At 46.2% G+C, this 24,297-nt stretch carries 18 protein-coding genes; 7 read left to right on the forward strand and 11 right to left on the reverse strand.

Features of this window, described 5'->3' with window-relative positions; translation table 11 throughout:
• The first annotated feature begins 247 nt into the window (after positions 1–247).
• From NIASO_RS05915 to NIASO_RS05925, 3 genes are read left to right on the forward strand one after another with little or no spacing between them, the layout of a single operon-like run.
• A complete protein-coding gene (locus NIASO_RS05915; protein ID WP_025298743.1) occupies positions 248–781 on the forward strand; it encodes an RNA polymerase sigma factor in 534 nt (177 codons plus the stop codon).
• The gene (locus NIASO_RS05920; protein WP_008585238.1) at positions 771–1,442 is read left to right on the forward strand and encodes a hypothetical protein; all 672 of its coding nucleotides are present in this window, start codon (positions 771–773) and stop codon (positions 1,440–1,442) included. The genes NIASO_RS05915 and NIASO_RS05920 overlap by 11 nt, the downstream gene beginning before the upstream one ends.
• A gap of 9 nt (positions 1,443–1,451) precedes the next feature.
• The gene (locus tag NIASO_RS05925) at positions 1,452–2,585 is read left to right on the forward strand and encodes a hypothetical protein (protein ID WP_008585237.1); all 1,134 of its coding nucleotides are present in this window, start codon (positions 1,452–1,454) and stop codon (positions 2,583–2,585) included.
• Position 2,586: 1 nt separating this feature from the next.
• Here the strand turns inward: NIASO_RS05925 and NIASO_RS05930 are convergent, their stop codons facing one another.
• From NIASO_RS05930 to NIASO_RS05975, 10 genes are all read right to left on the reverse strand, one after another.
• Positions 2,587–3,294 (reverse strand): peptidylprolyl isomerase, encoded by a 708-nt coding sequence (locus tag NIASO_RS05930; RefSeq protein WP_025298744.1) that lies wholly within the window; start codon positions 3,292–3,294, stop codon positions 2,587–2,589.
• 202 nt (positions 3,295–3,496) lie between these two features.
• Positions 3,497–5,389 (reverse strand): beta-N-acetylhexosaminidase, encoded by a 1,893-nt coding sequence (locus tag NIASO_RS05935; protein WP_008585233.1) that lies wholly within the window; start codon positions 5,387–5,389, stop codon positions 3,497–3,499.
• A gap of 30 nt (positions 5,390–5,419) precedes the next feature.
• On the reverse strand, positions 5,420–6,451 hold the full coding sequence (locus tag NIASO_RS05940; protein WP_008585231.1) for an FAD:protein FMN transferase: 1,032 nt from the start codon (positions 6,449–6,451) through the stop codon (positions 5,420–5,422).
• A gap of 112 nt (positions 6,452–6,563) precedes the next feature.
• Complete coding sequence (locus tag NIASO_RS05945; protein ID WP_008585228.1) at positions 6,564–7,754, reverse strand: aldose epimerase family protein; 1,191 nt, start codon at positions 7,752–7,754, stop codon at positions 6,564–6,566.
• A gap of 122 nt (positions 7,755–7,876) precedes the next feature.
• A complete protein-coding gene (locus NIASO_RS05950; protein ID WP_008585225.1) occupies positions 7,877–8,860 on the reverse strand; it encodes a glycoside hydrolase family 43 protein in 984 nt (327 codons plus the stop codon).
• Position 8,861: 1 nt separating this feature from the next.
• Complete coding sequence (locus NIASO_RS05955) at positions 8,862–9,905, reverse strand: glycoside hydrolase family 43 protein (RefSeq protein ID WP_008585223.1); 1,044 nt, start codon at positions 9,903–9,905, stop codon at positions 8,862–8,864.
• A complete protein-coding gene (locus NIASO_RS05960) occupies positions 9,902–10,840 on the reverse strand; it encodes a glycoside hydrolase family 43 protein (protein ID WP_008585222.1) in 939 nt (312 codons plus the stop codon). Before NIASO_RS05960 ends, NIASO_RS05955 begins: the two co-directional genes overlap by 4 nt.
• Positions 10,841–10,957: 117 nt before the next feature.
• Positions 10,958–12,121: a cellulase family glycosylhydrolase gene (locus tag NIASO_RS05965; protein ID WP_008585220.1), complete on the reverse strand. Its 1,164-nt coding sequence runs from the start codon at positions 12,119–12,121 to the stop codon at positions 10,958–10,960.
• Positions 12,122–12,252: 131 nt separating this feature from the next.
• Positions 12,253–14,721: a glutaminase family protein gene (locus NIASO_RS05970; protein ID WP_008585217.1), complete on the reverse strand. Its 2,469-nt coding sequence runs from the start codon at positions 14,719–14,721 to the stop codon at positions 12,253–12,255.
• A gap of 5 nt (positions 14,722–14,726) precedes the next feature.
• A complete protein-coding gene (locus tag NIASO_RS05975) occupies positions 14,727–16,781 on the reverse strand; it encodes a beta-L-arabinofuranosidase domain-containing protein (protein WP_008585216.1) in 2,055 nt (684 codons plus the stop codon).
• A gap of 271 nt (positions 16,782–17,052) precedes the next feature.
• On the opposite strand from NIASO_RS05975, the gene NIASO_RS05980 reads away from it, so the two are divergent.
• Positions 17,053–20,196 (forward strand): ligand-binding sensor domain-containing protein, encoded by a 3,144-nt coding sequence (locus tag NIASO_RS05980; RefSeq protein WP_008585214.1) that lies wholly within the window; start codon positions 17,053–17,055, stop codon positions 20,194–20,196.
• 15 nt (positions 20,197–20,211) lie between these two features.
• A complete protein-coding gene (locus NIASO_RS19605) occupies positions 20,212–21,006 on the forward strand; it encodes a response regulator transcription factor (protein ID WP_008581768.1) in 795 nt (264 codons plus the stop codon).
• Between the two features lie 495 nt (positions 21,007–21,501).
• On the opposite strand, the gene NIASO_RS05985 is transcribed toward NIASO_RS19605, so the two are convergent.
• Positions 21,502–22,740: a BaiN/RdsA family NAD(P)/FAD-dependent oxidoreductase gene (locus tag NIASO_RS05985; protein WP_008585212.1), complete on the reverse strand. Its 1,239-nt coding sequence runs from the start codon at positions 22,738–22,740 to the stop codon at positions 21,502–21,504.
• A 116-nt stretch (positions 22,741–22,856) separates the two neighbouring features.
• Between NIASO_RS05985 and NIASO_RS05990 the strand changes: the two genes are divergently transcribed.
• The gene (locus NIASO_RS05990) at positions 22,857–23,579 is read left to right on the forward strand and encodes a M15 family metallopeptidase (protein ID WP_008585210.1); all 723 of its coding nucleotides are present in this window, start codon (positions 22,857–22,859) and stop codon (positions 23,577–23,579) included.
• Between the two features lie 117 nt (positions 23,580–23,696).
• A complete protein-coding gene (locus NIASO_RS05995; RefSeq protein WP_008585209.1) occupies positions 23,697–24,260 on the forward strand; it encodes a DUF5715 family protein in 564 nt (187 codons plus the stop codon).
• Positions 24,261–24,297: the final 37 nt, after the last annotated feature.

Below are 24,297 nucleotides of genomic sequence, written 5' to 3' on the forward strand. Positions count from 1 at the left end.
TCGGGCAAAGTATTAAAGATTGTTATTGTAGTAAATGCAAGCCTTTAACCACATCCGCGTCATTCCAAATGAAGCGTCCATAAGAATCGGAGCGAAATGAGAAATCCCATTCTAAAACCATAAGATCTCTCCCCTTCCTGACGTCGGGTCCGGGATGACGACAAACGCCTCGATCAAAACAAAATATTTCATGAAAAGCAACCCTTTCATTCCCTCCTGCATTTAATTAAACATAAGCATTCAGCGTTTGGATTCAGAAGAACTGATAAGGCAGTGTAAAAAGCATAACCGGCGGGCCCAGGAGCATATATTTAAACAATATGCACCTTTAATGATGGCTACCTGCATGCGGTATCTGAATCACCGGGAAAATTCGGAAGAATGTATGTTGGCAGGTTTCCAAAAATTTTTTGAAAAAATAGACCAGTTCCAGTTTATGGGAGCAGCCAGTGTAACGGGATACCTGAAGCGGATCATGATCAACGAATGCCTGATGGAGTTAAGAAAAAACAAACCCGTTTTTTTAACAGCAGACACGGTCCTGGAACCGGTATTAAACGAACATTCCGACGGATTGGCCCGTCTATCGGCAAAAGAGATCCTGCTATTGCTGGAAAAGCTTCCCGAAGGATACCGCACCATTTTTAATTTATATGTAATAGAAAATTTATCACATCGTGAAATAGCGGCATTATTAAAGATCAGCGAGGGCACTTCAAAATCTCAATTAAGCAAAGCGCGTTTTTTGCTGCAACAATTAATAGTGGCACATGAAAGATAATGACAAAAAAATACAGGAAAAATTCCTCAACTTTTCAGACGGGGAATACAATACAAGCTCCGGCTGGCAGCGGCTGGAACGCCGGCTGCCGCGTTCAGCCAAAAAAATAAATGCGATCCGGCTCCTGGTTGCAGCCGCATGCTTTATCCTTATTGCGTTACCGGCTTACTTCTTCATTCTCAAAAAACGGAACACCAAACAGAATGCATATACTTACCAGGTATATTCTCCTGCAAAAAAGGCCTTACCAAAAGAAAAAAGCACGCAATTGGATAGCATCAATAGCTATACCTCCGGGAAAGAAAGTCATAAAAAGACACTCGTTGCCCGGATAGAAAAACAAAACCGTAATCCACAGATTGAAAAGAAAGAAATAGCGGGTAATAAAATTCCGGTTAGTACAGCGCTTGCCCCCCCTGCTCCCCGGGCTGAAACCCGGATCATCAGCTCAAATATTCAAAAGGACATCGCTGTACAATCCCCTGCTGTTTCCCGAGCAATGGTAACGATCAGCGCCGAAGAAGCTGATCAATTAATAGCTGAAACCATCGGCACCAACACAAAACGCAAAAGTCCCGGGTTGCATGTGAGCCTGAAAAGCCCTGTGCACAATAACGAAATCGAAAAATCAAGCTCTACTGCCGCCCTGATCAATTTTTAAACATATTATATGAAACGCTTATTATTTATCATCATTATTCTCAACTGCCTGTTCACCAAACAACTGCAGGCCCAAATGTACTGGGAAGTAGCACCCTGGGTTTTCGACTTAAAAAAATCCAATGGCATAGAATTAAAACTGGACAATACCAACCGGCTGTTCATTCACACCTTTAATACAACAACTATAGGAAACGGGGAAGACTTCAGCAAGGTAATAGAAAGTTTTTTTGAAAATTTCAATACCGTTAAAGATAGCCTGAAAGAAGACAGGGCCTACAAGATCTATTTCAGGTATAATGCCCGGGGGAAAAGCGCCTTATCGGTGGTTCCCGATAAGCCGAAAAACAAACGGTTTGTAGTAATAGACCAAAAACCCATGCAGGTGTATGAAAACCAAAACATCATCTATATATTTCCTCAGCAAAAAGAATCCATAACGAATGTTTTTGAATTCCGGCTAAATGAGTTAACAGACCTGCAGCAGTACAGGCAAGGGGATTTGATCAACAACTTTATTGCAAAACTTAACCGGGAAATCAAACAAAAATACCCATCTGCCAAACCAGCAACCAATCAGAAAACATACTATAATAAAGATGATTTTTATCCCACCCGGTTTAATGGCGATTACGTAATAAAAAACGGAAGTATTGATGGGAGCCTGAAGCCCATTAATAAAAAAGTCGGCCGGTATACTTTATCTCCTTCTGTTGCCGCAAATATCCAAAACTACCAGAACCTCTTTGCGCCTTCCTTCAATGCAGGACCCAGCATTTATATTAAAAACGACTATCCGAATTCCGTTCTTCGTTTTGGAGCCTACTGGGAGCCGGTATTTCTTTTTGGTAAAAACGAAAACGGGACTACAAAAGTGTACCGTAACGACTTTGTCGGGCTCGTTTATGAATCACGCAATTATAAAGAAGGCGAAAAATACAACAATAACCTTACCTTATTTGCGCCCATGTCCATTGCCTACCTGGTGCACCGGAGCGGCGATTACTTTGAGAAAAACACGTTTCAACTTGGCGTTGGCGGCGTTAAATACGGTGCTATGACGATGCGCCCCTTTATGTATTTCAACAATTTTTTCAAAGGGGTTTCACCTTCGATACAGCTTTCTATCGGTTTTGGGCGATAGCTCACCGGTGGGCATCGGCACGCCGGATCATTGTTGCTTTACGGATCCTGACATCATAAACCGGGCGGTCCTTATCCGCCCCTTTACTTGTGGGCACAGCAGCTATTTTATCCAACACATCATTCCCTTTAATTAGCTGCCCAAAGACAGTATAATGTTGATCCAGGTGTGGCGTGCCACCAACAGTTGTATATACCGCACGATCGGCAGCCGGAATTTTTCTTCCTTTCAATCTTTTTATTTCCAACGTGTCCAGCCCTCCGTTTGTCCATACCTTGCCCTGCACAATATAGAACTGGCTGCCGCTACTGGCTTGTTTCGGGTTCACATCATCCCCTTCTCTGGCCGCAGCCAGCGCGCCTTTCCGGTGAAACAATTCCGGATTAAATTCCGCCGGGACCGTATATTTCGGGCCGCCTTCTCCCAAAGGCTTTCCCCCGGGTGCATGGCGACTGTCCGGATCACCGGACTGGATCATAAAATTTTTTATCACCCGGTGAAACAATACCCCGTTGTAATACTTCGACTTTACCAGTTTGATAAAATTATCGCGATGCAGCGGCGTAAGATCACTGAGTCGCAAAACCATATTACCATAATTGGTTTCCAGCAGCACATCCTTTTTGTAATCAGCTCGGGTCACTTTGCCGGTTGCGCAACTTCCAAGCAGCAGGGCCGCAGTAAAAACTATTAATAGATTCGTTTTCATTTTGAAAATGTTATAAGCAGTTCTGAAAACGGCCAAGCGCCGTTTAAAACTTTTGATCAATAACTCCAATTATCGCCACAGGCAATAGCATAATACTGCGAGGCGAAGGGCGCTTCGCAGCGCCAGGGCATTATTATTATCGCTAGAAGCGATAAAATAAAACTTCGGGACTCCAAGTCCCGAAGAGCTTTGTCCAACGAGCTTACTTCACCCGCTTCTTCAGGTCTTCCACTTTCACTGACATCTGACGGCCGGTTTGCTGCTTGCCCCGGTACGTTACAATACGCAGCAATTGTGCATCTTTGGGAATCAGCAAGGGCGCGGTATATTTGGGATAGAACCGGTCGGGCGCCGAATTATCAAAACTGGTATAAATATCCAGCCCTTCTATCTCAGGTGTAAGCGTCACATAATAAGCCGTTCCATTTTTTTGCACAGAGATCGCCGGATCATAGATAGCCGGTGAATATTTTATTTCCGCCTCGTCAAACCGTTTAAAGAACTGTTCGGTTTTTGCGGCAAAGTTTTTCCAGTTCTTTTTATCTGCCGGCGACCAAACAGACTCTGCTATTGCCAGCCCCCTGGGCCAGGTCATGTATTCCGCCTGCCGCATGGTGTATACATTCTCCGTCCACAGGTTTGCCTGTCCGCCCAATATATATGCGGCATTAGCCCCCTGCGGGATCGGGTTAAATTCGTAAGCCTTCGACAACCGCAATGAAGCATAGATCGGCACTTCGGTGCTTACATCTCCCTGCATATAATCGATATAGGCATATTGCGTGGGGCTCATTACCACGTAGTGCTTAGACTGAGAGGCTTCTATACCATATTTTTCACCCCGCCAGCTCATAAGCGCCGCAGTGGGTGAAATACCGCCTTCTAATATCTCATCCCAGCCCATCAGTTTTTTCCCTTTTGAATTGACAATTTTTTCCAGCCGCTTTTCAAAATAAGCCTGTACCTGCGGGATGGTTGTTAGTTGCTCTTTCTTCATCAACGCCTGTACCTGCGGGCTTTTCTCCCAGAAATTATGCGGGGCTTCATCCCCTCCTACATGGATATAAGGGAAGGGAAACAATTGCGCCACCTCCGTCATCACCTTATCCATAAAACCATATACTTTTTCATTGGCGGGGCAAAGGGTGTTATCGATCATCGCTATAGGCGGCGCCCCATGCGACCAGTCCATAATGGGCTGCCCAAAGCGCACCTGGTATTTATCGGCCCCTTCTGTACAGGACAATTCAGGGTAAGAGGCAATAGCAGCAAGACTATGGCCCGGCACATCAATTTCCGGAAGGATATTGATAAACCGTTCCTTTGCGTATTGCACCAGGTCTTTAATATCTTCCTGCGTGTAGTAGCCGCCATAGGATTTTTTTTCACCCGGTTCCGCAGGGGAAAAGGTGTTAAACAGACCGGTACGATCAATACGCCAGGCGCCTACTTCTGTCAGTTTGGGAAGACTTTTGATCTGGAGCCGCCAGCCTTCATCATCCGTCAGGTGAAAATGAAACATATTATACTTAAAGCGCGACATGTCATCGATATATTGCTTAACCTCTGCCACGGTAAAGAAGTGACGCGACACATCCAGCATCAGCCCCCGCCATCCCACACGCGGATAATCTGTAATTTCCACTACCGGCGCCTGCCAGGCAATACCGCTTACTTTTTCCTTGCTTTCAATCTGAGGCGGCAGCAACTGCAAAAAGGTCTGAACACCATAAAATAACCCTGCCGGCTTATTGGCCTTAATGTTCACGCTGTTTGCAGTTACAGAAAGCGTATAACCCTCGTCGCCGATCTTTGTATCGCGGCTTTTATTCAGGATCAGATTTATGGTAGCAGTGGCGCTTCCCTCCTGTTTTTGAACAGTTGCACCGGTAAGTTCGATCTTACTTTGCAGCAACCCGATCGTATGTCCCAGATCGGCCTTTGCGGGAATGCCGATCGTTACTTTACCCGGCAAGGTAAAGGTGCCTGTACCGGCAACCAACGAAACGGGCTCCGGTATAACCGCTATTTTTTCCTGTGTATGTCCGGCAAATGCCATAAAAAATGCAAGCAATGCAATCGAAAGTTTTTTCATTTTGATTTTGGATTTCAATGATTCATAAAATTATTGATGCAGTAAAGCGTTAAATCCTGCGGAAGCCGTATCCGCAGCCATTCCGTTCTCTTTTGTATAGATAAAATAACATTCCAGCTCCGGATGTTTTTTTAAAAAGGCAAACGCCTCCTTCAGGTGCATGCCCATAAAAACATTATCATAGCCATCGGCAGTGATCCCATCTTTTGCAAGTACCGTAACACTGATCATTTCATTTTGAATAGAATAGCCGGTCCTGGGATCCATCAAATGCGAGATCTTCTTATTCCCGTTCTTATAAAAATTGCGATACTTGCCCGAGGTGGTCACGGCTCCTTCTTTTACATAAATCGATTTTATTAATACAGGATCAGCGTCATTCTCTTCTTCGGAAGGGCTTTCTACTCCTATTTTCATAACAGCGCCTGACGGCTGTTTCCGCCCTTTTACTCTTATCTCCCCGCCTACCTCAACCAAATAATTTTTTATCCCCTTCGCTTCCAGGAAGGCTGCGATCACATCTACCGTATATCCCTGTGCAATTCCGTTCACATCAATGGTAATGCGGGGATCTTTTTTCAAAAGGCTGTCTCCTTTAAAATAAAGTTTCCGGTACCCCACAAAGGACAGCGCTGCTTTTACCTGCTGCTCCGACGGGTCTGTTTTTGATTTTCCATCAGGGCCAAAACCCCAAAGCTTTACCAGGGGCATAACGGTAATATCAAAAATGCCGCCCGAGGCTTCAGACACTTCTCCGGCCTTTTTCACAACTGCTTTCAGGTGTTTGTCTGCAAGTACGCCCCTGCGCTCCCGGTTGAATTTTGAAATGAGCGAATAGTTTTTATAAACGGACAACGAGCTATCAAGCGAATGAAAGATACTATCTGCCTGGAACTTTTTAAGCGCGCTGTCTTCAGCATAATAAGTAATATGGTAGGTAGTTCCCTGTGCAAACCCGCTTAGATGAAAAGGATTGAGGTTGGAAGCAGCTCTGAAAAAAGAGAACAATACAACAAGCAACAAAAGCAAACCAACCGATCCGTGTTTGAAAAATCGAGACATAACTGCCAAATATAAGTAATAAATGGATGCCGGCAGTAGCACAATAATATTCAAAAAAGCACCCTGTCCTATTGGATGGGACAGGGTGACTATGACGATTATAATCCCAAGCTTATTTTGCTGAGAATTTGTAATAACTAACTGTATGATAGGTTTGTCCGGGCTTTAACTCCGTGCTGGGAAAGGCCGGCTGGTTGGGCGAATCGGGGAAATGTTGTGTCTCTGCACAAAAAGCACCGCGGTGAATATCTTTTGCTCCTGACTTCAAGGTATTTTTCCCTTCATTAAAATTACCGCTATAAAACTGCAGCCCCGGTTCCTGGGTATAAATATCCATTACAATCCCCGACTGATCTCCCGTAAAGGTTGCGGCATGTGTAAGGCCATAAGCTCCTTTTGTGCCGTTCAGTACAAAGTTGTGATCATAGCCTTTACCAAATTTCAATTGCTCATTATCAGCCCCGATGCGTGCACCGATGGCAGTGGCTTTTGTAAAATCAAAGGGCGTACCGGCAACGGGTTCCAGTTTGCCCGTTGGGATCAACGTAGAATCCACCGGGGTATATTTATCCGCATAGATCTGGGCGCTCTGCCCTAATATATCGCCGCTGCCTTCTCCATTTAAATTAAAATAAGCGTGGTTGGTAAGATTTACAATAGTAGGTTTATCGGTAGTAGCTGTGTAATCGATCTTTAAAGCATTATCGCTGGTAACGCTGTACGTCACTTTTACTTTAAGTGCGCCGGGAAAGCCTTCTTCCATATCCGGACTGGTATAACTTAATTCCAGCGTGCTGTCGTTAGGCTGCACCGCGTCCCACACCACATACTGAAAACCTTTCTTACCCCCATGCAGGCTGTTAGGGCCGTTGTTAGCCGCCAGGGTATATTCTTTGCCATCCAGTTTAAATTTCGCTTTTGCTATACGATTCCCGTAACGGCCTATAGTTGCGCCTAAATAAGCTTCCGTAGCCTCCTGGTATCCTTTTGCACTGTTAATACCAATCACCACATCCGTAGCATTCCCGCTTTTATCCGGCACCCATAATCCTACAATACGGCCTCCGTAATTAGTCATCGCCACCGTCATGCCTTTATGATTCGTCAGTTTATAAAGGGCAGTTTTTTTACCATCGATGGTTCCGTTAAATCCGGAGCTATCCAGGCTTTCAGGACTATCCGTTTTTTTTACTGAGGTTGAATCACCGGCCGCAGGCGTTGTTTTTTCTGTCGTGCTGCTATTGCAGGCAAGAAGGCTAATGGCCAGCGACACCGCCGATAACAATTTGAATGATTGGTTCATATTTTTTGAAGCTTTATTTTAGTAAATGTCGGGGGTACAATAAATCAGTCAAGTTAATCGATTTTCTTAATTCTCCCAAACTGAATCTTTGTATCCGCCGACCGTGCATAATATAGTTCTATTTATTCAGGTTTGATTGAAACCGTCGTTTCCTTTATTACAACAGGCCAACCGTTTTTATATACCAACCGGTTCAGGTACATAAAGCGATGATAACTCCCCTTCTTAAAATCTTCCCGGGGAATAGCATGATAGGCGATCCATTTATTGCCTGCTCCATCACCGAAAACAGCATTATGCCCCGGCGCTACAAAGAAAGAGTCCTGTTCCAATATGACACTGCTTTTATTGGCAGCAACGGATCCCAACCGGGTATAGGGCCCGGTAATCTTTTTTGCACGGGCCACCATCACAGCATAATGCGCTTTGATGCCACAGCAATTATCTCCCGAATAATACAGGTAATAAAAGCCGTGATCATAATCGATCCAGGCGCCCTCTATCAATCTTCCATAGGGCTTATCGGCACCCGCCTGAACCAGTGCTACGGCTTTTGACTGACCGGCAAAACCCGCCATGTCAGGCCTCAGTTCGCGAATGCGGATGGGCTGAAAGGCAGAGCCCCAGGCCATATAATATTTCCCGGTTTGCGGATCTTTAAAGGTCATGGGATCTATGGCTTCAAAGCCCGGGCGCACCAGCAATGGCCGCCCTGAATCCGTAAAAGGCCCTTCCGGTTTTTCCGAAAAAGCTACCCCTATTGCTTTTCCTTCTTTATCATCCGTGGTTTCAGCAGCATAAAAAAGTACAAACTTCTTTAACTGATCATTATACAAAACATGAGGGGCCCAGAAATCCCGGTTTGCCCACACCGGTCGCAAGGGCAATGCATCCCCTACTATCTTCCAGTTTTTCAGATCTCCGGAAACAGCCACTTGTATGTTCGACCATTTCCCGGCACTGCCGGAATTGGTGGCATACGCATAGTACTTTCCATTTGCACGGATAACAGCAGGATCAGGAAAATCAGAGCGGATCGCTGGTTGCTGTTGTGCACAACCACCGGCCGAATAAAAAGTTGCTAAAACAATAAGCAGGACTTTCATATTATTTTTTTTGCCCGGGTTCTAAAAGCGGTAGACCCGCGGCCACAGGTGTTCCGAAATCGGGCGTGCCGTCTTTATTCCAACGGAATGGCTGCGCGCGCGGTGAGCGATGTCCGCCGCAACCCTGTCCCGGTGCTGAATTGGCGTGATAAAGGATCCAGTCTTCCTTGCCATCCGGCGATTTAAAAAACGAGTTATGCCCGGGCGCAAAAACACCTTTTTCCGGCGCTGCTTTAAAAACAGGCTTTTTGTTTTTCACCCAGTTGGCCGGGTCTAAAAGGTCTTTATCATTTTTCGCCGACAGCATTCCCAAACAATAAAAATCGGTCCAGCAGCCGCTGGCGGAATAGATGATAAAGATGCGGTTATTATGTACCAGGAACTGCGGCCCCTCATTTACATTTACCTGCTCCGGAGTCTCTCCTTTTAAATGCCCGTGCCGCTCCCAGTCATACTCCGGTTGCGAGATCAGGGCCCGTTCGCCTTCAATGGTCCAGGGATTGCTCATTTTAGCAATATAAATATTCTGCTGCCCATTTTTATCACCGGCCCAGCCGGACCAGATCATATACAACTGTTTTTTGTATTCCAGCACGTCCCCATCAATAGCCCATTTATCGCCCGGGGCAGCCACCTTCCCCTTAAACACCCATTCTCCCTTCATGGGATCAGCAGCACTGTTTTCAATAACGTACATGCGGTGATTGCGGTTGTGGCCATCATCTGCTGCAAAATACAGATACCATTTGCCTCCCAGGAACAGGATCTCAGGCGCCCATAGTTCTTTGGACCAGGAAGTATTGGGCGGCGGTACCCAGACCGTCTTTTGCTCGGCGTCCTTCAAATCGGCCAATGTTTTTGTTTTCCACAAAACCAATCTGGAACCTGTTGTATGGGTATAATAATAATACCCGTCCTTATAAAAACTATAAGGATCCGCTCCATATGGCAATAAGGGATTAGTAAACCTGTTTGCCACAGGTTGTGCCGGCACCATACAGCTCCCTGCCCATAATAGTATTATTGTTAAAAAACACCGGATCATTCCTTGCTGTTTAGAAAACGAAAAGTTTTAGGATCAGCGCTTAGCTCGTTATTTTTTTTATTAAAATGAAGCTCAATCAAAGCCGTTTTGCGCGGGGCCACTTTTTCATTCGAATTATGGGTATGGAATACATACCACCATTTGCCGGCTTTATCTTCAAACAGATCCCCGTGCCCGCTGCCGTTCGCCCCGGTCAAAGTGCGCGAAATAACCGGATTACCCGCAAACTTCATCCAGGGGCCCAGTGGCGAATGACTTAGCGCATATCCAACGGCATAATCGGGGTTACGAAAATCATTAGCCGAATAAAGCATATAATAAACGGCGCCCCGTTTAAAGACCGTTGGCCCCTCCGTTACACTCCATTGGGCAGCAGCCGTATTTTCCCATCCGGTTCCGGCATGAATGCATTCTTTTGCGGTAGCTTCCACAATAGTATCCAGCGCCCTGTTCAGTTCCGCCACAAAGATCCGGTTTCCTTCCTGCAGCCGTACATGATACAGATACACTTTGCCTCCGTCAAAAAACACAAAGGGATCAATCATTCTTGTCGCTGCATCCAATGGTTTTATTGCTTTCTGCCGGAACGGTCCCAAAGGACTATCCGCGGTTGCAATAGCAATATGTTCATTGGCCGTATATGCCATATAGAACCGTCCTTTGTAACGGAACACCTGGGGCGCCCAAAAACCTTTGGTTCCAAAAGACTGGCCCGGCAGCAATACTTTTCCTGCCGGCTTCCAATTGGTAAGGTCTTTTGAAGTATAAGCGGTAAAACCATTATTACTGTTAGCGCCATTCGTTCCATACAAATAATATACTCCGTCATAATATAAGATCGTCGGGTCAGCGAACAAAGGATTCTCACCCTGAGCTTTAACAATAAAAGGCAGCAGTAGCAGATAAATCCCTATTTGTAAAAAACGTTTGTTCATATCTTTTATTAACCCGGCTGCAGTATTACTATGAAACTCCCTTGCGTCGCACTCTTGTGCTGTGGGACAGACTTCGGCTTTTTGAAGACCTGTGAGGTTTTCAAAACCTCACAGGTCTTACCGGCCCGTCATCATTTTTATAAACGCTGTTTCCTCCGGTTTATATGGTGTACCGTCTTTATGAAAAATATCATGGAACCAAAGCGGTGGCTCGCCGGTGTATTTTTTTGTCCAGCTATCCCAGGGATAAATCGTCTGGGACTTCCCATCCACAAATCCCCAGTTGATCATTGCCACCTTATCCGGTTTACCTATGGGCAGCGAACTCTGGAAGGTGCTTTTATTAGGACGAGCCATATATTCGGTGCACCAAATAGGGCGATTATACCTTTTTAATTCGTTTATTTTTTTATGCAGTATAGCGGAGTCATCATAGGAATGAAAAGAAATAATATCTGATTCTTCCAACTGCAATTTTTCAATCGGCTTCAACGTGCTGTCGGATTGCCAGTTACCCGCCCATAAACCGGAAGTCAGCGGCTGGGAAGGATTTACAGACCGTGCCCATTCAAATGTTTTCTTTAATAACGGAAGCACAAGGGCTACTTTATTGGGCAGCTCTGTTTTTTGATAAGCGGCTCCCGTCATATTATCCGGTTCGTTCCATACATCCCAACCGATAATACGCGGATCCTGCGCAAACTTACCCACAATGGATTTTACATATTTTTCCAGGCGCGGGTATTGTGTGGAATCTTTTAATGCCAGTTGCCCCGGACTTTGCACCCAACCGGAATTATGTACAAATGGCCGGGGAGCCCGCTGCTGACCTGCTTTTGGAAAGGGATCCCAGCAGGAATCGAAAATAGTAAACAGGATTTTTATGTGATGCCTGTCTGCAATTTCCAGGAACCTGTTGATGCGATCATAAAACCCTGTAGCATCGTTTTCAAAAACAAGGTCGTGTAAAAAAACACGCATTACATTCATACCGATCTTTTCGGCCCACCCCAATTCCCTGTCAATAGTTGTGGTATCAAATGTTGCAGCCTGCCACATTTCTAACTGATTGATGGCCGTACTGGGCAGAAAATTAGCCCCTACATACCAGGGTTGTTTCGCATACCAGTCGTTGGCCTGCAGAGCCGTCCATACCGCTCTGCCGGCGGCACTATCGCCCTGGTCTTTTTTTGTCTCCGGCGCTTTACAGGATGTAAAGAACATGCCTGTGGCAAGAATGCCGATTGCTGCAATTGTGCTTTTAAAAAAAACAGATCTCATATGTATAAATAAAAAATGTGGCTTATATATTTCAAAAATTATTGCGTTTATTTATGCAGGCCGCCGCTACGCGGCTTGATATATTCCGTATTGCCGGCTACCGGCCTATCGCCCCCATGGGGCTAAACAATTTATTTATTCAGCTTTTTATCCAGCACTTTCATAAAATAACCTCCCACCACGCTGCGCGCCTGGAAGCCCACCTGGCGCCCGTTGGTGGTTTCATGCCAATCACTGAGTGGCACGCGGGTGGGCGTTTCAGTGGCATAAGTATACACCGGCTTTACCAGTGCTTTAAAATCATTGATATTGGAAGCAAGCGTCGCCGTCCACAGGATCCAGTCAGATTTTGTGTAGGTCTTCCGGCTATCCAGCGGAAGGCCGTATTTATTCTGCTTTTTCAGATAATACGCTATTTCTTTCTGATAAACGGTTTTAGGGAAAATGTTGAACCGCAGCACCTTGTCCCAGATCAAATTATATTTCTGACTCCAGGTTCCTTTTTTCTCAAATACCAATCCATAGTGGTCTCCATCAGCCGCCAGTTGCATCCACCGGGGCACCATGCCCGTTGCAATGCCATGATACTTCGCGTACAGATCGTTCTTACCCAGCATCCGGGCCAGTTGGGCATAACTTTCAATGCCCATAATGGCTTTGATCGAGAGATTGGCGTTGCGCGCCAGGTGCCCGGCAAAATCATCCGTGCATAGTTGATTGGCCGGATCAAATCCATCTTTTACCAGGTAATCTACCCAGGTTGACAAAGTGCTCCAATGCTTTTCTGCGTAGCGGGCATTGCCTTCCACCCTTGCAATAGCGGCGGTGAGGCATAACATATTTCCTCCTTCCTCCACCGGCATATCTTCACCGTAGGTCTGTCCGTTTGCCAATGGGTAGGTACCCAGATCGTGTGCGGCAAAGGGCTTGGTCCATTTCCCCGATTCACTGTAATAAAAAATTCCATTCATCATACCTTTTAGCAGCTCAGGATTATAGGTCAAATACAATGGAGCCGACGGATAAGTTATATCCACTGTATTGATCGAGCCATTACTGAAATTTTCTTTCGACAAAAACAATAATGTGCCTTCCGGGCTTTGCACCAGCTTATGTGCGGCAATGCTTTGCCGGTAGGCCATTTCACACAGCCGGGCATATTCTGTTCCCCCCGCATTAAAGGCGTCTGTATAGATCTTTTTATCAACAGCCGCACATTTATCCAGGACGGAAGTGTATTCTTTATTTGCTTGTTCCAGTTGCTGCTCAATAGTATTTTTCCCATCCCTGTTCCACCAGGGGCGCAGGTTTTGGCCGAAGTACTGGATGGAATAAAGATCATCATAGCCAATCATTACCATGGCTGCATTCGATTTTGTTCTTCCCAGGTCAAAAAGCGTATTCAAACAAAGCTGTTTGCCTTTTTGATCCAATAGCGGTGAGAACTTGTCGGTACTTTTCAATACTTTCAAAGAAGCCCCTTCCGATTCAGCAATATACTGATAGGTATTTTTGGCTGTCGGGGCCGCAACGTACAAATAGCCCCAATCGATCCGCAGGTTATCGCCTTTTTTCTGTAATACCGGCTGGGCCAGGGTTCCGGCTTTCAGCAAGCTCAGCCCGCCCGCCGACAGCTTGGTTGCCTGCACTTCCTGACCCGGCGTGTTTACCGCAAGATCCGTTGATGTATTCAATAATATTTCAACAGCATGTGCCATACCGTCTTTACTGGTCGTGGCAAAGGTTATATAAGAAACCGGGCGCGCCAATAAGTCCAGGTCGTTCAATAGTAAGGGAGAAACAAAGGCCACCTTTAACGCCACAGGCCCGCAGTCGAAAGTATAAACTGTTTGCGTGGCTTTCAGTTCCACATTCTTTTGCACGGCCTTTTCGGCAGGGTCTGCATTATTAAAACGAGACTCATACACCAATCCAAAATCAAGGAACTGGCCGCCTGCGGTATTTTTAATATGGGCGGTAATAATATTTTTTCCTTTCTTCAATAACGAAGCATCTTTTATCGGGATATAAAGATATTTCTCGTTCCAGCAATTACAACTGTACACCGCCGCCCCATTCAGGTACACTTCAATATTATCGTCGTGCTTGATTTTTAAATACACCTCACCGGGCGGCATATCATCCAGGTCAAAGCTCCGGCGCACCCAAAGATCGTCCGACTTCCATTCTGTACGCGCCAGGGTATTATTATCCCCAAAAGGCGCCGTACCGGTTTTCCAGCTATTATCTTTAAAGTCTCTTTCGCTCCACCCAAGCCCCGGATCTTTTTCGGTATACTTTACCCGGTAATTCCGTTCTTCTGAACTCGGCAATACCGGTTGATATCGCGCTGCTTCTTTTCCCAAAAAACGGTAAATATGACCGTCTACCTTTATATACCCCGTAAGCGACTGGTCGGCGCCCGTCCAGTGCCGGGTGGTAGCATCATTCAGGTTATCCGTAAAAGACCAAACACTAAAATAAGGGTCGTGCGTCAGCAAGGGATAGGCCGGCGCTTTTTGCGTTTGCGCATTCGTTTGAAAACCCGTTAGCAACAAAAAAAATAAATAAAAAATGTGTCGTTGTTTCGTCATAACCATTGAGTTTATTTTACTACCGGGAACGCCGATATCCTTAAGCGGGCAGCGCCCATTGGTATTAATTCCACCATTTCATCTTTTGTTGTCACTGCTACCGGGCTTTGTGGCAAAATGCCCGTAAGCCCATTCTCATCGATCTTCCATTCCGGTATGCTGCGGGCTTTCGCAGTAATCAATACCGGAACTTTGTCCGGCTCAAAAGGAAAATCATCTTTGGGCCAGGAGCGTTTCACTACTTTAAAATCCGTGGCAGTAACCGGTTGGGTATAGACCAATCCATAGTTCCAGGCCGACCCCGGAAGAATTTCATACGAAGGCCACTTCCCCGGATCCGCGGTTTCCTGCCACTTCGAATCACCGATCGCGGAAGCCTTGCTGTCTGCTTTTATATATTGCTCTTTTATTTTCAGCGAATAGGTAAGCGGGCCGCGGTTGATGCTAATGCTGTTTTTATTTTTCACCCATTGATGCACGGTAATTTGCATAGGCAGCGTCAGTTCAATTTTATCTCTGTCGGACCATGTTCTGTTTATTTTAATATAGGACCCCGGCGTAAAACGTTGGGGTTCCGCCACGCCATTAATTTTTAACCGGGCGTTGTTGCACCATTGCGGAACGCGGAGATAAAAAGGAAAGCGTATTTTATTTTGTGAATGAACAATAAACGAGATTGTTTCGTCAAAAGGATAGTGCCCGCGGCTTTCCACACGCACTTCGCCGCCATTCCCCACTCTTGCGCTTACCTCTGCCTCGCTGTACAACAGCGCGGCCAGCCCGTTGTCCGGGGTAGCCATAAATACATGCTCTGCATAATACGGCCATCCCTGCGCATGGTTATGCTGGCAACACCGGGAACTAAAGGGATTCATCATCAGAAAAGGGCCGCTGTTGTCGATGCCCGGGTGATGATTCTTGCTGTCGCTGATTGACATATTCGGGCTGGTAATATAGCGCAGCGCCTTAAAATCGGGCATAACGGCCGCCGGGTAGGTATTAAAGGCAACATCCTCTGCATTATCGGCCCAAAAAGGATCGCCGGTGATCCCCATTAAAATTTCATCTGACGCCATCTGTTCCACCATACCACAGGTCTCCACGCCCTGGCGCGGATCCGCATATCCGTTACGCGCATTTTCATCTGCGCCAAACATTCCGCCGGGAACGTTGCCAAACCGGTCTCTTATAATCCTGAAATCCCTATACGTTGCGTCCAGGTCGGCCGCTGCTTTGCTCTGCTGATAATAGGTGGCCGGCTCGCGGAACGACTGTGCTATATTAACATTATGCCAGTTCGGAAGGTTGTGCTGCTGACGCCAGTCGGCGGTATTACGGTCGATCTTCTTTGCCAGGTCCAGCAGCCAGTTGGCCCCTTTTGTGCGGTTATACAGCCAGTATACGCTTACCAGGTTATCACCGCCGCGGCTATGCTCCCAATAATCTTTCAGAAACATACTGTCCGGAAGATTATATTCCCACCGGAAATATTTTTCCATAAAAGGCAGTATCCGCTTGTCGCGGCTGTATTCATACCAGGATTGCAGGCACCAAAGCATGATCATATTCCCCCACAGGTCGGGCTTTCCTTTTTTTAATAATAACGGGCCAAAATAACCATCTGCCCGCTGGCTGGCCAAAACCGCATCAATCCAGGTTTTTGCTTCTGTTATTATTTTTTTGTCTTTCAGAATATAGCCAAGATCACCATAACCTTTCAGCCAGTAAGGAACTTCCTCCCAACCATGATCGCCCTTTCCATCGGGACTTAGCCATGCATTATTTTTTTTTGCCAGCCAGGCGCTTATTTCTCCCAAATGCCCGGTAAGCCCATCCCGCTGCAGTTCAAGATATTTCAATAACCATCCTTTTGGCATAACAGCGCCAACAGGTAATTTGATAAAATACAAAGGTTGCAATGGCTTTTGATTCCCTGTATAATATAGATTGCAGACGGCGTTATCCGGCCGGCTCACATTGGTAACACCAGCCCCGGCCTGCGCATAACCGCTTTGAAGAGCAGTGCCCGCAAAAGAAAAGAGGAAGATCAATAAATATCTGAACATAATAGCAACATCCATTTAAAAGAAGACTTCATATAGCTGAATTATTAACAATCGTTACCCGTAAAAATACTGTTTGGGCCGGCTTTCGCGATTCTTTTTTGTATCAAGTTTTGATCAATTTGTCTCAATCTAAAATTAAGAATAATTTATATCATATCCCATTATTGATCGCGGCGGACAGCGCCCGGAAGAAACAGATTGTTTAAGGAACGGGGAAAGGCCCGGTACTTTATGGATGAAAAATTTAATGTACGTTTGAAAAAACTTTTATTTGAGCGCTCATCGTATACACACGTTTATTGCCTTATTATTATTGCCATTTTTCAGCTATTCGCAGGATTATTATTTCCGGCACTTCCAGGTTGAAGACGGCTTGTCGAATAATACCGCCACCTGTTTAATACAGGACAAAAACGGGTTTATGTGGATCGGTACCAAGGATGGGTTGGACCGCTTTGACGGCTACAACTTTAAAGTGTACCGGAACAAGCCGGACGACAGTACCAGCCTGGGTAACAATTCTATCTGGAAACTTTATGAAGCACGCAACGGAATTATATGGGTGGGCACAGAGCGCGGGATCTATCAATTTGATCCGTTAAGCGGGAAATTTTCTTTTTTAAAGCATACGCCCCAAACACAGGTGCGCACCATCGCCGAAGATGACAAAGGCAATATTTGGATGATCCTGGGAACGGGGCTGTATCAATACCTGTCTAAAACGCAACAGGTACGGCATTACACCGATCCTGCGCTGCAGCAGTGCGCCACACTCACCATTTGTAAAAATAACCAGTTGTGGATCGCTACCCAATTTGGGCAGTTGGGGCTTTATGATCCTCCTAATGATCATTTTACATTCTATTCCGTTTTTTCCCATTCAAAACCAGCCGTATCCAACTGGGTAGAGCGGATCTATGATCCGGGCAACGGCGTTTTATTAATCGGCACCTCAAGCCAGGGGGTGAAACAATTCGATACCCGAACGCATACCTATAAAGATCTGCTCACGTACAATGAAGACAAAACAGAGATCTTTGCCCGCGACTTTATCGAGAGCGCCCCCGGCGAATACTGGATCGCGACAGAGAAAGGACTTTACATCTACCATACAAAAGACAACAGCTTCACCCATCTTCAGAAAAACTACCACGATCCCTATTCGATTAGCGACAATGCGCTTTATTCTTTTTACAGGGACCAGGAAGGCGGCATATGGATCGGCACGTATTTCGGAGGTATTAACTATTTCCCGAAATCAAAACCGCTGTTTGAAAAATTTATGCCGGGGGTTTCCCCGCAATCGATACGGGGCAATGCGGTGAGGGAAATAACGGCCGATGCCCGCGGGTATCTGTGGATCGGTACGGAAGATGCAGGCTTAAACAAATTTGATCCGCGAACAAAGATCTTTAAAAACTTCATGCCCAACGGAACCAGCAAAGGCATTACGTATACCAATATTCATGGGTTGCTGTACGATGGCAACCGGCTTTGGATCGGGACCTTTGAACACGGACTCGACATCATGGACCTGAAAACCGAAACCGTTATCCGGCATTTTACGGTAGGCCCCGGATCGGGCGCGCTCCGCAGTAATTTTATCCATAGCATTTATAAAACAAAAAGCGGGCAGGTATGGATCGGCACTTCCAGCGGTATTTATTTTTATGACTCCGTAAAAAAATTTATCTCCCCGGATTTTTTTCCAAAATCAAGTTTTTATTCCACTATCCTGGAAACCTCCGACGGAACCCTCTGGGCAGGCACCTTCCAGGATGGCGTGCATTATTATAATCCCCGGCAAAATATATACGGGCAATTGCGCCTGCTCCGGAAGCAGCGCGACCTGCTGGGCGAAAACCGGATCACTTTTTTGCGGGAATCAAAAAAAGGCGGCTTATGGATCGCTACCGAAAATGGCCTTTTTTACCTGCGGCTAAAAGACAAATCCATAACCAGCTACTCCCTGGCGAACGGGCTGCCCTCCAATTTGATTTATACCCTGACCGAAGACGACCAGGGCCGGGTATGGGTTACCACATCCAAAGGGCTTGCGCTGATAGAAAAAGACCTTAAAACCATCCGGACCTTTACCCGGTCGACGGGGTTGCCGGGTGAGCAATTCAACTATTCATCGGTTTTTAAAGCCGCCGATGGCAGTATGTATATGGGAACAGTAAAGGGGTTGATACGGTTTCATCCGGATGAGGTCCGGAGTGATAATTATGTTCCACCACTCTATATTACCAATTTCTCCATCTTCAACACGCCTTTAAATATTGATCCGGGGCACGGTCCCTTAAAAAAATCATTACAGGTTACGGATACCCTGCAGTTGCCTTATAATGCGTCTACGTTTAATATCGATTTTGCAGCGATCAATTATACATCGCCCGATAATGTGAAATACGCCTATAAACTGGAGGGACTTGATAAAGACTGGAACTATATAAAAACCAACCGGAGCGTTTATTTCACCAACCTGTCTCATGGCAGCTACCTGTTTAAAGTACGATCCACGAACAGCAGCGACAGGTGGCAGCATAATGAACGGACCCTTACCATCATCATTACGCCGCCCCTCTGGAAGACCACCGGGGCCTACCTGTTGTACATCGTGTTACTACTACTGCTGCTGACCGGCACCATATTATTTTACCGGAATTATATGCACGAAAAGCAACTGCAAAAAATGCAGCTTTATGCCATTCAAAAAGAAAAAGAATTGATTGAGTCCAAAATAGATTTTTTCACCAAGGTGGCGCATGAGATCCGCACCCCGCTGACCCTGATAAAAGCGCCGCTTGAAAAGATCACAAAACTGGTCGTCAAAACACCGCAAACAGAAAAGTACCTGACGAGTATGAACCGGAATACCGAACGCTTACTGGAGCTCACCAACCAACTGCTCGATTTCAGAAAGATCGAATCGCAGCAGCTTTCGCTGAATTTTGCAGAAACAGCCGTCCCGCAACTGGTAACCGATATCTGGAACCGGTTTCAGGCAACCGCTGAAAATAAAAATATCGAATTCAGGTTAAAGGTTCCTGAGCTGCCATTTCTTGCGTTTATTGACAAAGACGCATTTACAAAAATCATCAGCAACCTGCTGGACAATGCGATCAAATATTGCACCAGCCGGGTTAGCGTCGATCTATCCGGACCCGACGCCTCCGGTCATTTTAAATTGCATATTTCCAATGATGGCGCTCCTATACCACCCGAAGAACAGCAGCGGATCTTTGAATTGTTTTTCCGTTCAAAGTTTACGGAATCTGTTTCGGGAACCGGTATCGGCCTGGCACTAGCCCGCTCCCTCACGGACCTGCACCAGGGTAAGCTATCCTTGGTATCAAGCGAAAATTTAATTAGTTTTGAATTGCGCTTCCCCACCAGGGTTCCGCAGCCTTAAACAAGAACTTTAATTTTGGAAAATACAATCCCCGAAAATATACCCAACGAAAAATTTACGTTACTGCTTGTTGACGATAATGAAGAGATCCTTGATTTTCTGGCAGACGAGCTGAGCGAAAAATATACCGTTATAACAGCGGCAAACGCTGCCGCCGCCCTCGGGCTTTTGGAGACCCATACGGTACACCTCATCATCAGCGACATCATGATGCCCGGAATGGATGGCCTGGAATTTTGCGACCGGGTAAAATCCGATTTTAACCTGAGCCATGTGCCAATCATTTTATTAACAGCGAAAAATACGCTGCAGGCAAAGATCGAGGGCCTGGATGCAGGTGCTGATGCCTATATAGAAAAACCTTTCTCCCCCGAGCATCTGAACGCTCAGGTGGCCAGTTTGCTTACCAACCGGGTGAAAATAAAAGACTATTTTGCCAAATCGCCCCTCGCACATATCAAAACAATGGCCCATACCCGGGTAGACGAACAGTTCCTGGAGCAATTACAGCAAACCATCGAGGACAACCTGGCAAACACCCTGCTGGATGTGGAATTCCTGGCCCACCGGCTCAATATGAGCCGCCCCACCCTGTACCGGAAAATAAAATCCATCTCCGATCTTTCCCCTAACGAAATGATCAATCTTACCCGGTTAAAAAAAGCCGCAGAGCTGATCAGTATCGGCAACCACCATATGAATGAAATAGCAGAAACCGTTGGCTATAACTCCCTCACACAATTCGGAAGAAATTTTCAGCGACAGTTCGAAATGACACCATCGGATTATGTAAAGAAAATAAACTCTTAGCCCCGGCAAAACCAATCATTAATGTTGTCGTCGTTTCGACTAGAGAAATTCCGACAAAGGTCCTATTGTGTGAACACATTTTTTGAAATCGATAAGGATGAGCATTGATACCCGATCAACCTGCAGGATAAAGTTGATGTGATTTTTGACCTGCAAAGAGGCCTGAAAGGGCCTCAATCTGAGTAACCTCCAACTGTAGTTGGAGGTCAATAGAGCGTAAAGTACTCAACCCCGAAGGGGTTGAACCTGCTATGCTGCCAAGCCCCTCCGCAGTGCGGAGGGTTATTCATATTTGAGCCCTTCGGGCTAGATTGAAAAGTAAGATGTTATTACAATACTATATGGGCTTCAACATGTATTTTTTGTATCCACATGATAGGGCGAAAGTCGGGAGAACGAGCGGAGAAATCCCGTTCTTTAATGGTGAGATTTCTCTTCATCCAACTTTGGCGGACTCATCGAAATAACGGTAAAACCCTGGATACTATTTGCGGGCTATTGCACCGAACGAGCTGCAGCCGCTATTGCCTTTGCCGCCACAAACCCCGTGCTCCAGGCATTCTGAAAATTATATCCTCCCGTTATACCATCCACGTCAATTACCTCCCCGGCAAAAAATAAACCCGGCATTTTTTTGCTCATCAATGTATGCGGCTCAATTTCCGAAAGGGTTATTCCACCCGCAGTAACAAACTCATCCTTGTAAGTTGTCTTTCCTTTAACCGCCAGTTCAAATGCCGTCAGGTTATTGATGAGCCGGTTTTGACTTTTTGACGGAAGGTCGGCCCAGCGGGTATTTTCATTAATTTCCGATCGCAACAATAAAAATTGCCAAAGGCGATGCGGCAATTCGGTGAAATATTTGCCCGCAATTTTTTGCGCCGCTTTCTGTGTGCGCCATTGCTGAAACAGGCTTCTTAACGCCTCTTCGTGCCTTCCGGGGAGCCAATTGATCAGCGCGGTGAACTGCCACTGCAGGGCAGCCAGCTCGCGCGCCGCCCAGGCGCTCAGGCGCAGCACCGCCGGTCCGCTTACGCCCCAGTGGGTAATTAAAAGCGGCCCCTGCTGCTGCAGTTTTGTACCGGCAATCGCGATCCGCGCCTCTGCAGTGCTTACGCCCATTAATTGTATGAGCGGGCTTTGCGGGCTGTTAAATGTAAATAAAGACGGTACCGGCGCGGCAATGGAATGTCCCAGTTCTTCCAGCCATTGAAACATTGCTGACTTTGGAAAGCCCCCGGAGGCAATGCAGATATAATCGCCCTTAAAACTACCGCCATTGGCTGTTAAGATTGAAAACTGCTCCCCGTCACGGGAAATTTTCGTTACCCCACATTGCATTTTTATATTAACACCGTACTGTTGGGCTTCCTGCAACAGGCAGTTGATAATGGTTTGGGAAGTATCGGTTACCGGGAACATTCTTCCATCCGCCTCTGTTTTTAGCAACACCCCTCTTTCCTTAAACCAGGCAATGCTATCCGTTGTAAAAAACTGGTGAAATACTTTTTTTACAAAATGCTGCCCGCGCGGATAGCGCTTTGCCATTTCGGCAATCTCAAAACAGGCATGCGTTGTATTGCAGCGTCCGCCACCACTGATCCGCACTTTAGAAAGCAACTTATTTGTTTTCTCCAATATTGTTACTTCCAGCTCCGGGTTCATTCGCGCCGCATTTACTGCACAAAAAAAACCCGCAGCGCCCCCACCTATTACATATAATTTTTTTGCCATTCTGTATGCTGCTTACCGCTGCCAAAAATAACGTTTAAACGACAACGATGGCCGTATTATATCGTCACCACATAATATTTCCTTTCGCCCCGGACATTGTGTAAATTTGGTTTTATGTGATTTATTATCGGCTGGGTTTTATGCATATTTCAGGAAAAATATCGCTGCTATTGTGGTTCGTTGTACCGTCCTTCCTGCGGGCGCAGGAAACGCCGTTTGCAGTACAGCATACCCTCGCCCAATATAAACAGGCCATCAAAGCCGATGACCGCAACCGCATGACCGAATTAAAATCCATCCTACCCGGCGTTGTTTATGACCTGCGTTATGCTACGACCAACAACTTTATGCACCGCGCCATGTACCCTTCCAATACACATCATACCTTTCTCAGAATGCCTGCAGCCCGGGCATTGCAGCGGGTGCAGGCAGCATTAGCCCGGCAGGGCTTTGGATTAAAGATCTTTGACGCCTACCGCCCTTTTAGTGTTACACAACATTTTTGGGAGCTGGTGAAAGATGAACGCTATGTTGCCAACCCCGCAAGGGGAAGCAACCATAACCGGGGAACCGCCGTTGACCTGACGATCATCGATCTTAAAACCGGGGAGGAACTACCGATGGGCACGGGCTTTGACAATTTTACGGATTCCGCCCATCAGGATTTTAAACAGTTACCGCCCGAAATGCTGCGCAACCGGCTTCTTTTGAAGACGCTTATGGGACAACAGGGTTTTAAGCCGCTGAACACAGAATGGTGGCATTATACTTTCTCCGACAATAACAGTTATGAAGTGCTTGATCTTTCATTTAAACAGTTGAAAAAATTGCAGCATTAAACGGCTTTACCGTACAGAAGGCGCCAATAAGTTCAACTATCATTCGTGCATTTGTGGCTGTTTTTAGGTTTATACACAGCCCTCTTTCCCTATCTTTGCTCCCTTCAGGCTATTTTTATGAAGCGACTTTTGGTATATTCCCTTACACTATTACTCACCTCATACGCGCATTTCTCCGTTGCCGCACAAAGCGCCCGCTATCGTGCCCAATTAAATATCGCACGTCAGCATGGTGTTCCTGTATTAAAAAGTAACGCGCAACTGAAAACCTACGTTAGTAAAAAGAAATTAACCCGGGTAAGTTCGGGCAAAGGTTACAGGGTCAGGGGGCTCGATTATAGTCAGCCTTACCTGGTACCCCGGGCAAAAACAGTGCTCAGCCAACTGGCGAAAGCTTTTTACGCAAAAACAGGAAGCACCTTTACAGTGACGTCGCTCACCAGGACCACGGGATCGCAGAACCGGCTGCGGAGGGTAAATGGCAATGCGGTTTCGGGGGTAAGTTCTCATAACTACGGTAGCTCTTTTGACATTTCCTATGTGCGTTTTAACGGGCGCAAAGCGCCTAACAGCCGGCTGGAGCGGGCCCTGCATGCCGTACTGGCCGACTTCCAGGCACGGGGGCAACTGCTTTATATAAAAGAATATCATGTAAGCTGTTTTCATGTTACCGCACGCTAACAGGCTGCCGGCCGGCAAAAACGTTATCTTTACCAAA

This window comes from Niabella soli DSM 19437 (assembly GCF_000243115.2).
Lineage (GTDB): Bacteria > Bacteroidota > Bacteroidia > Chitinophagales > Chitinophagaceae > Niabella > Niabella soli.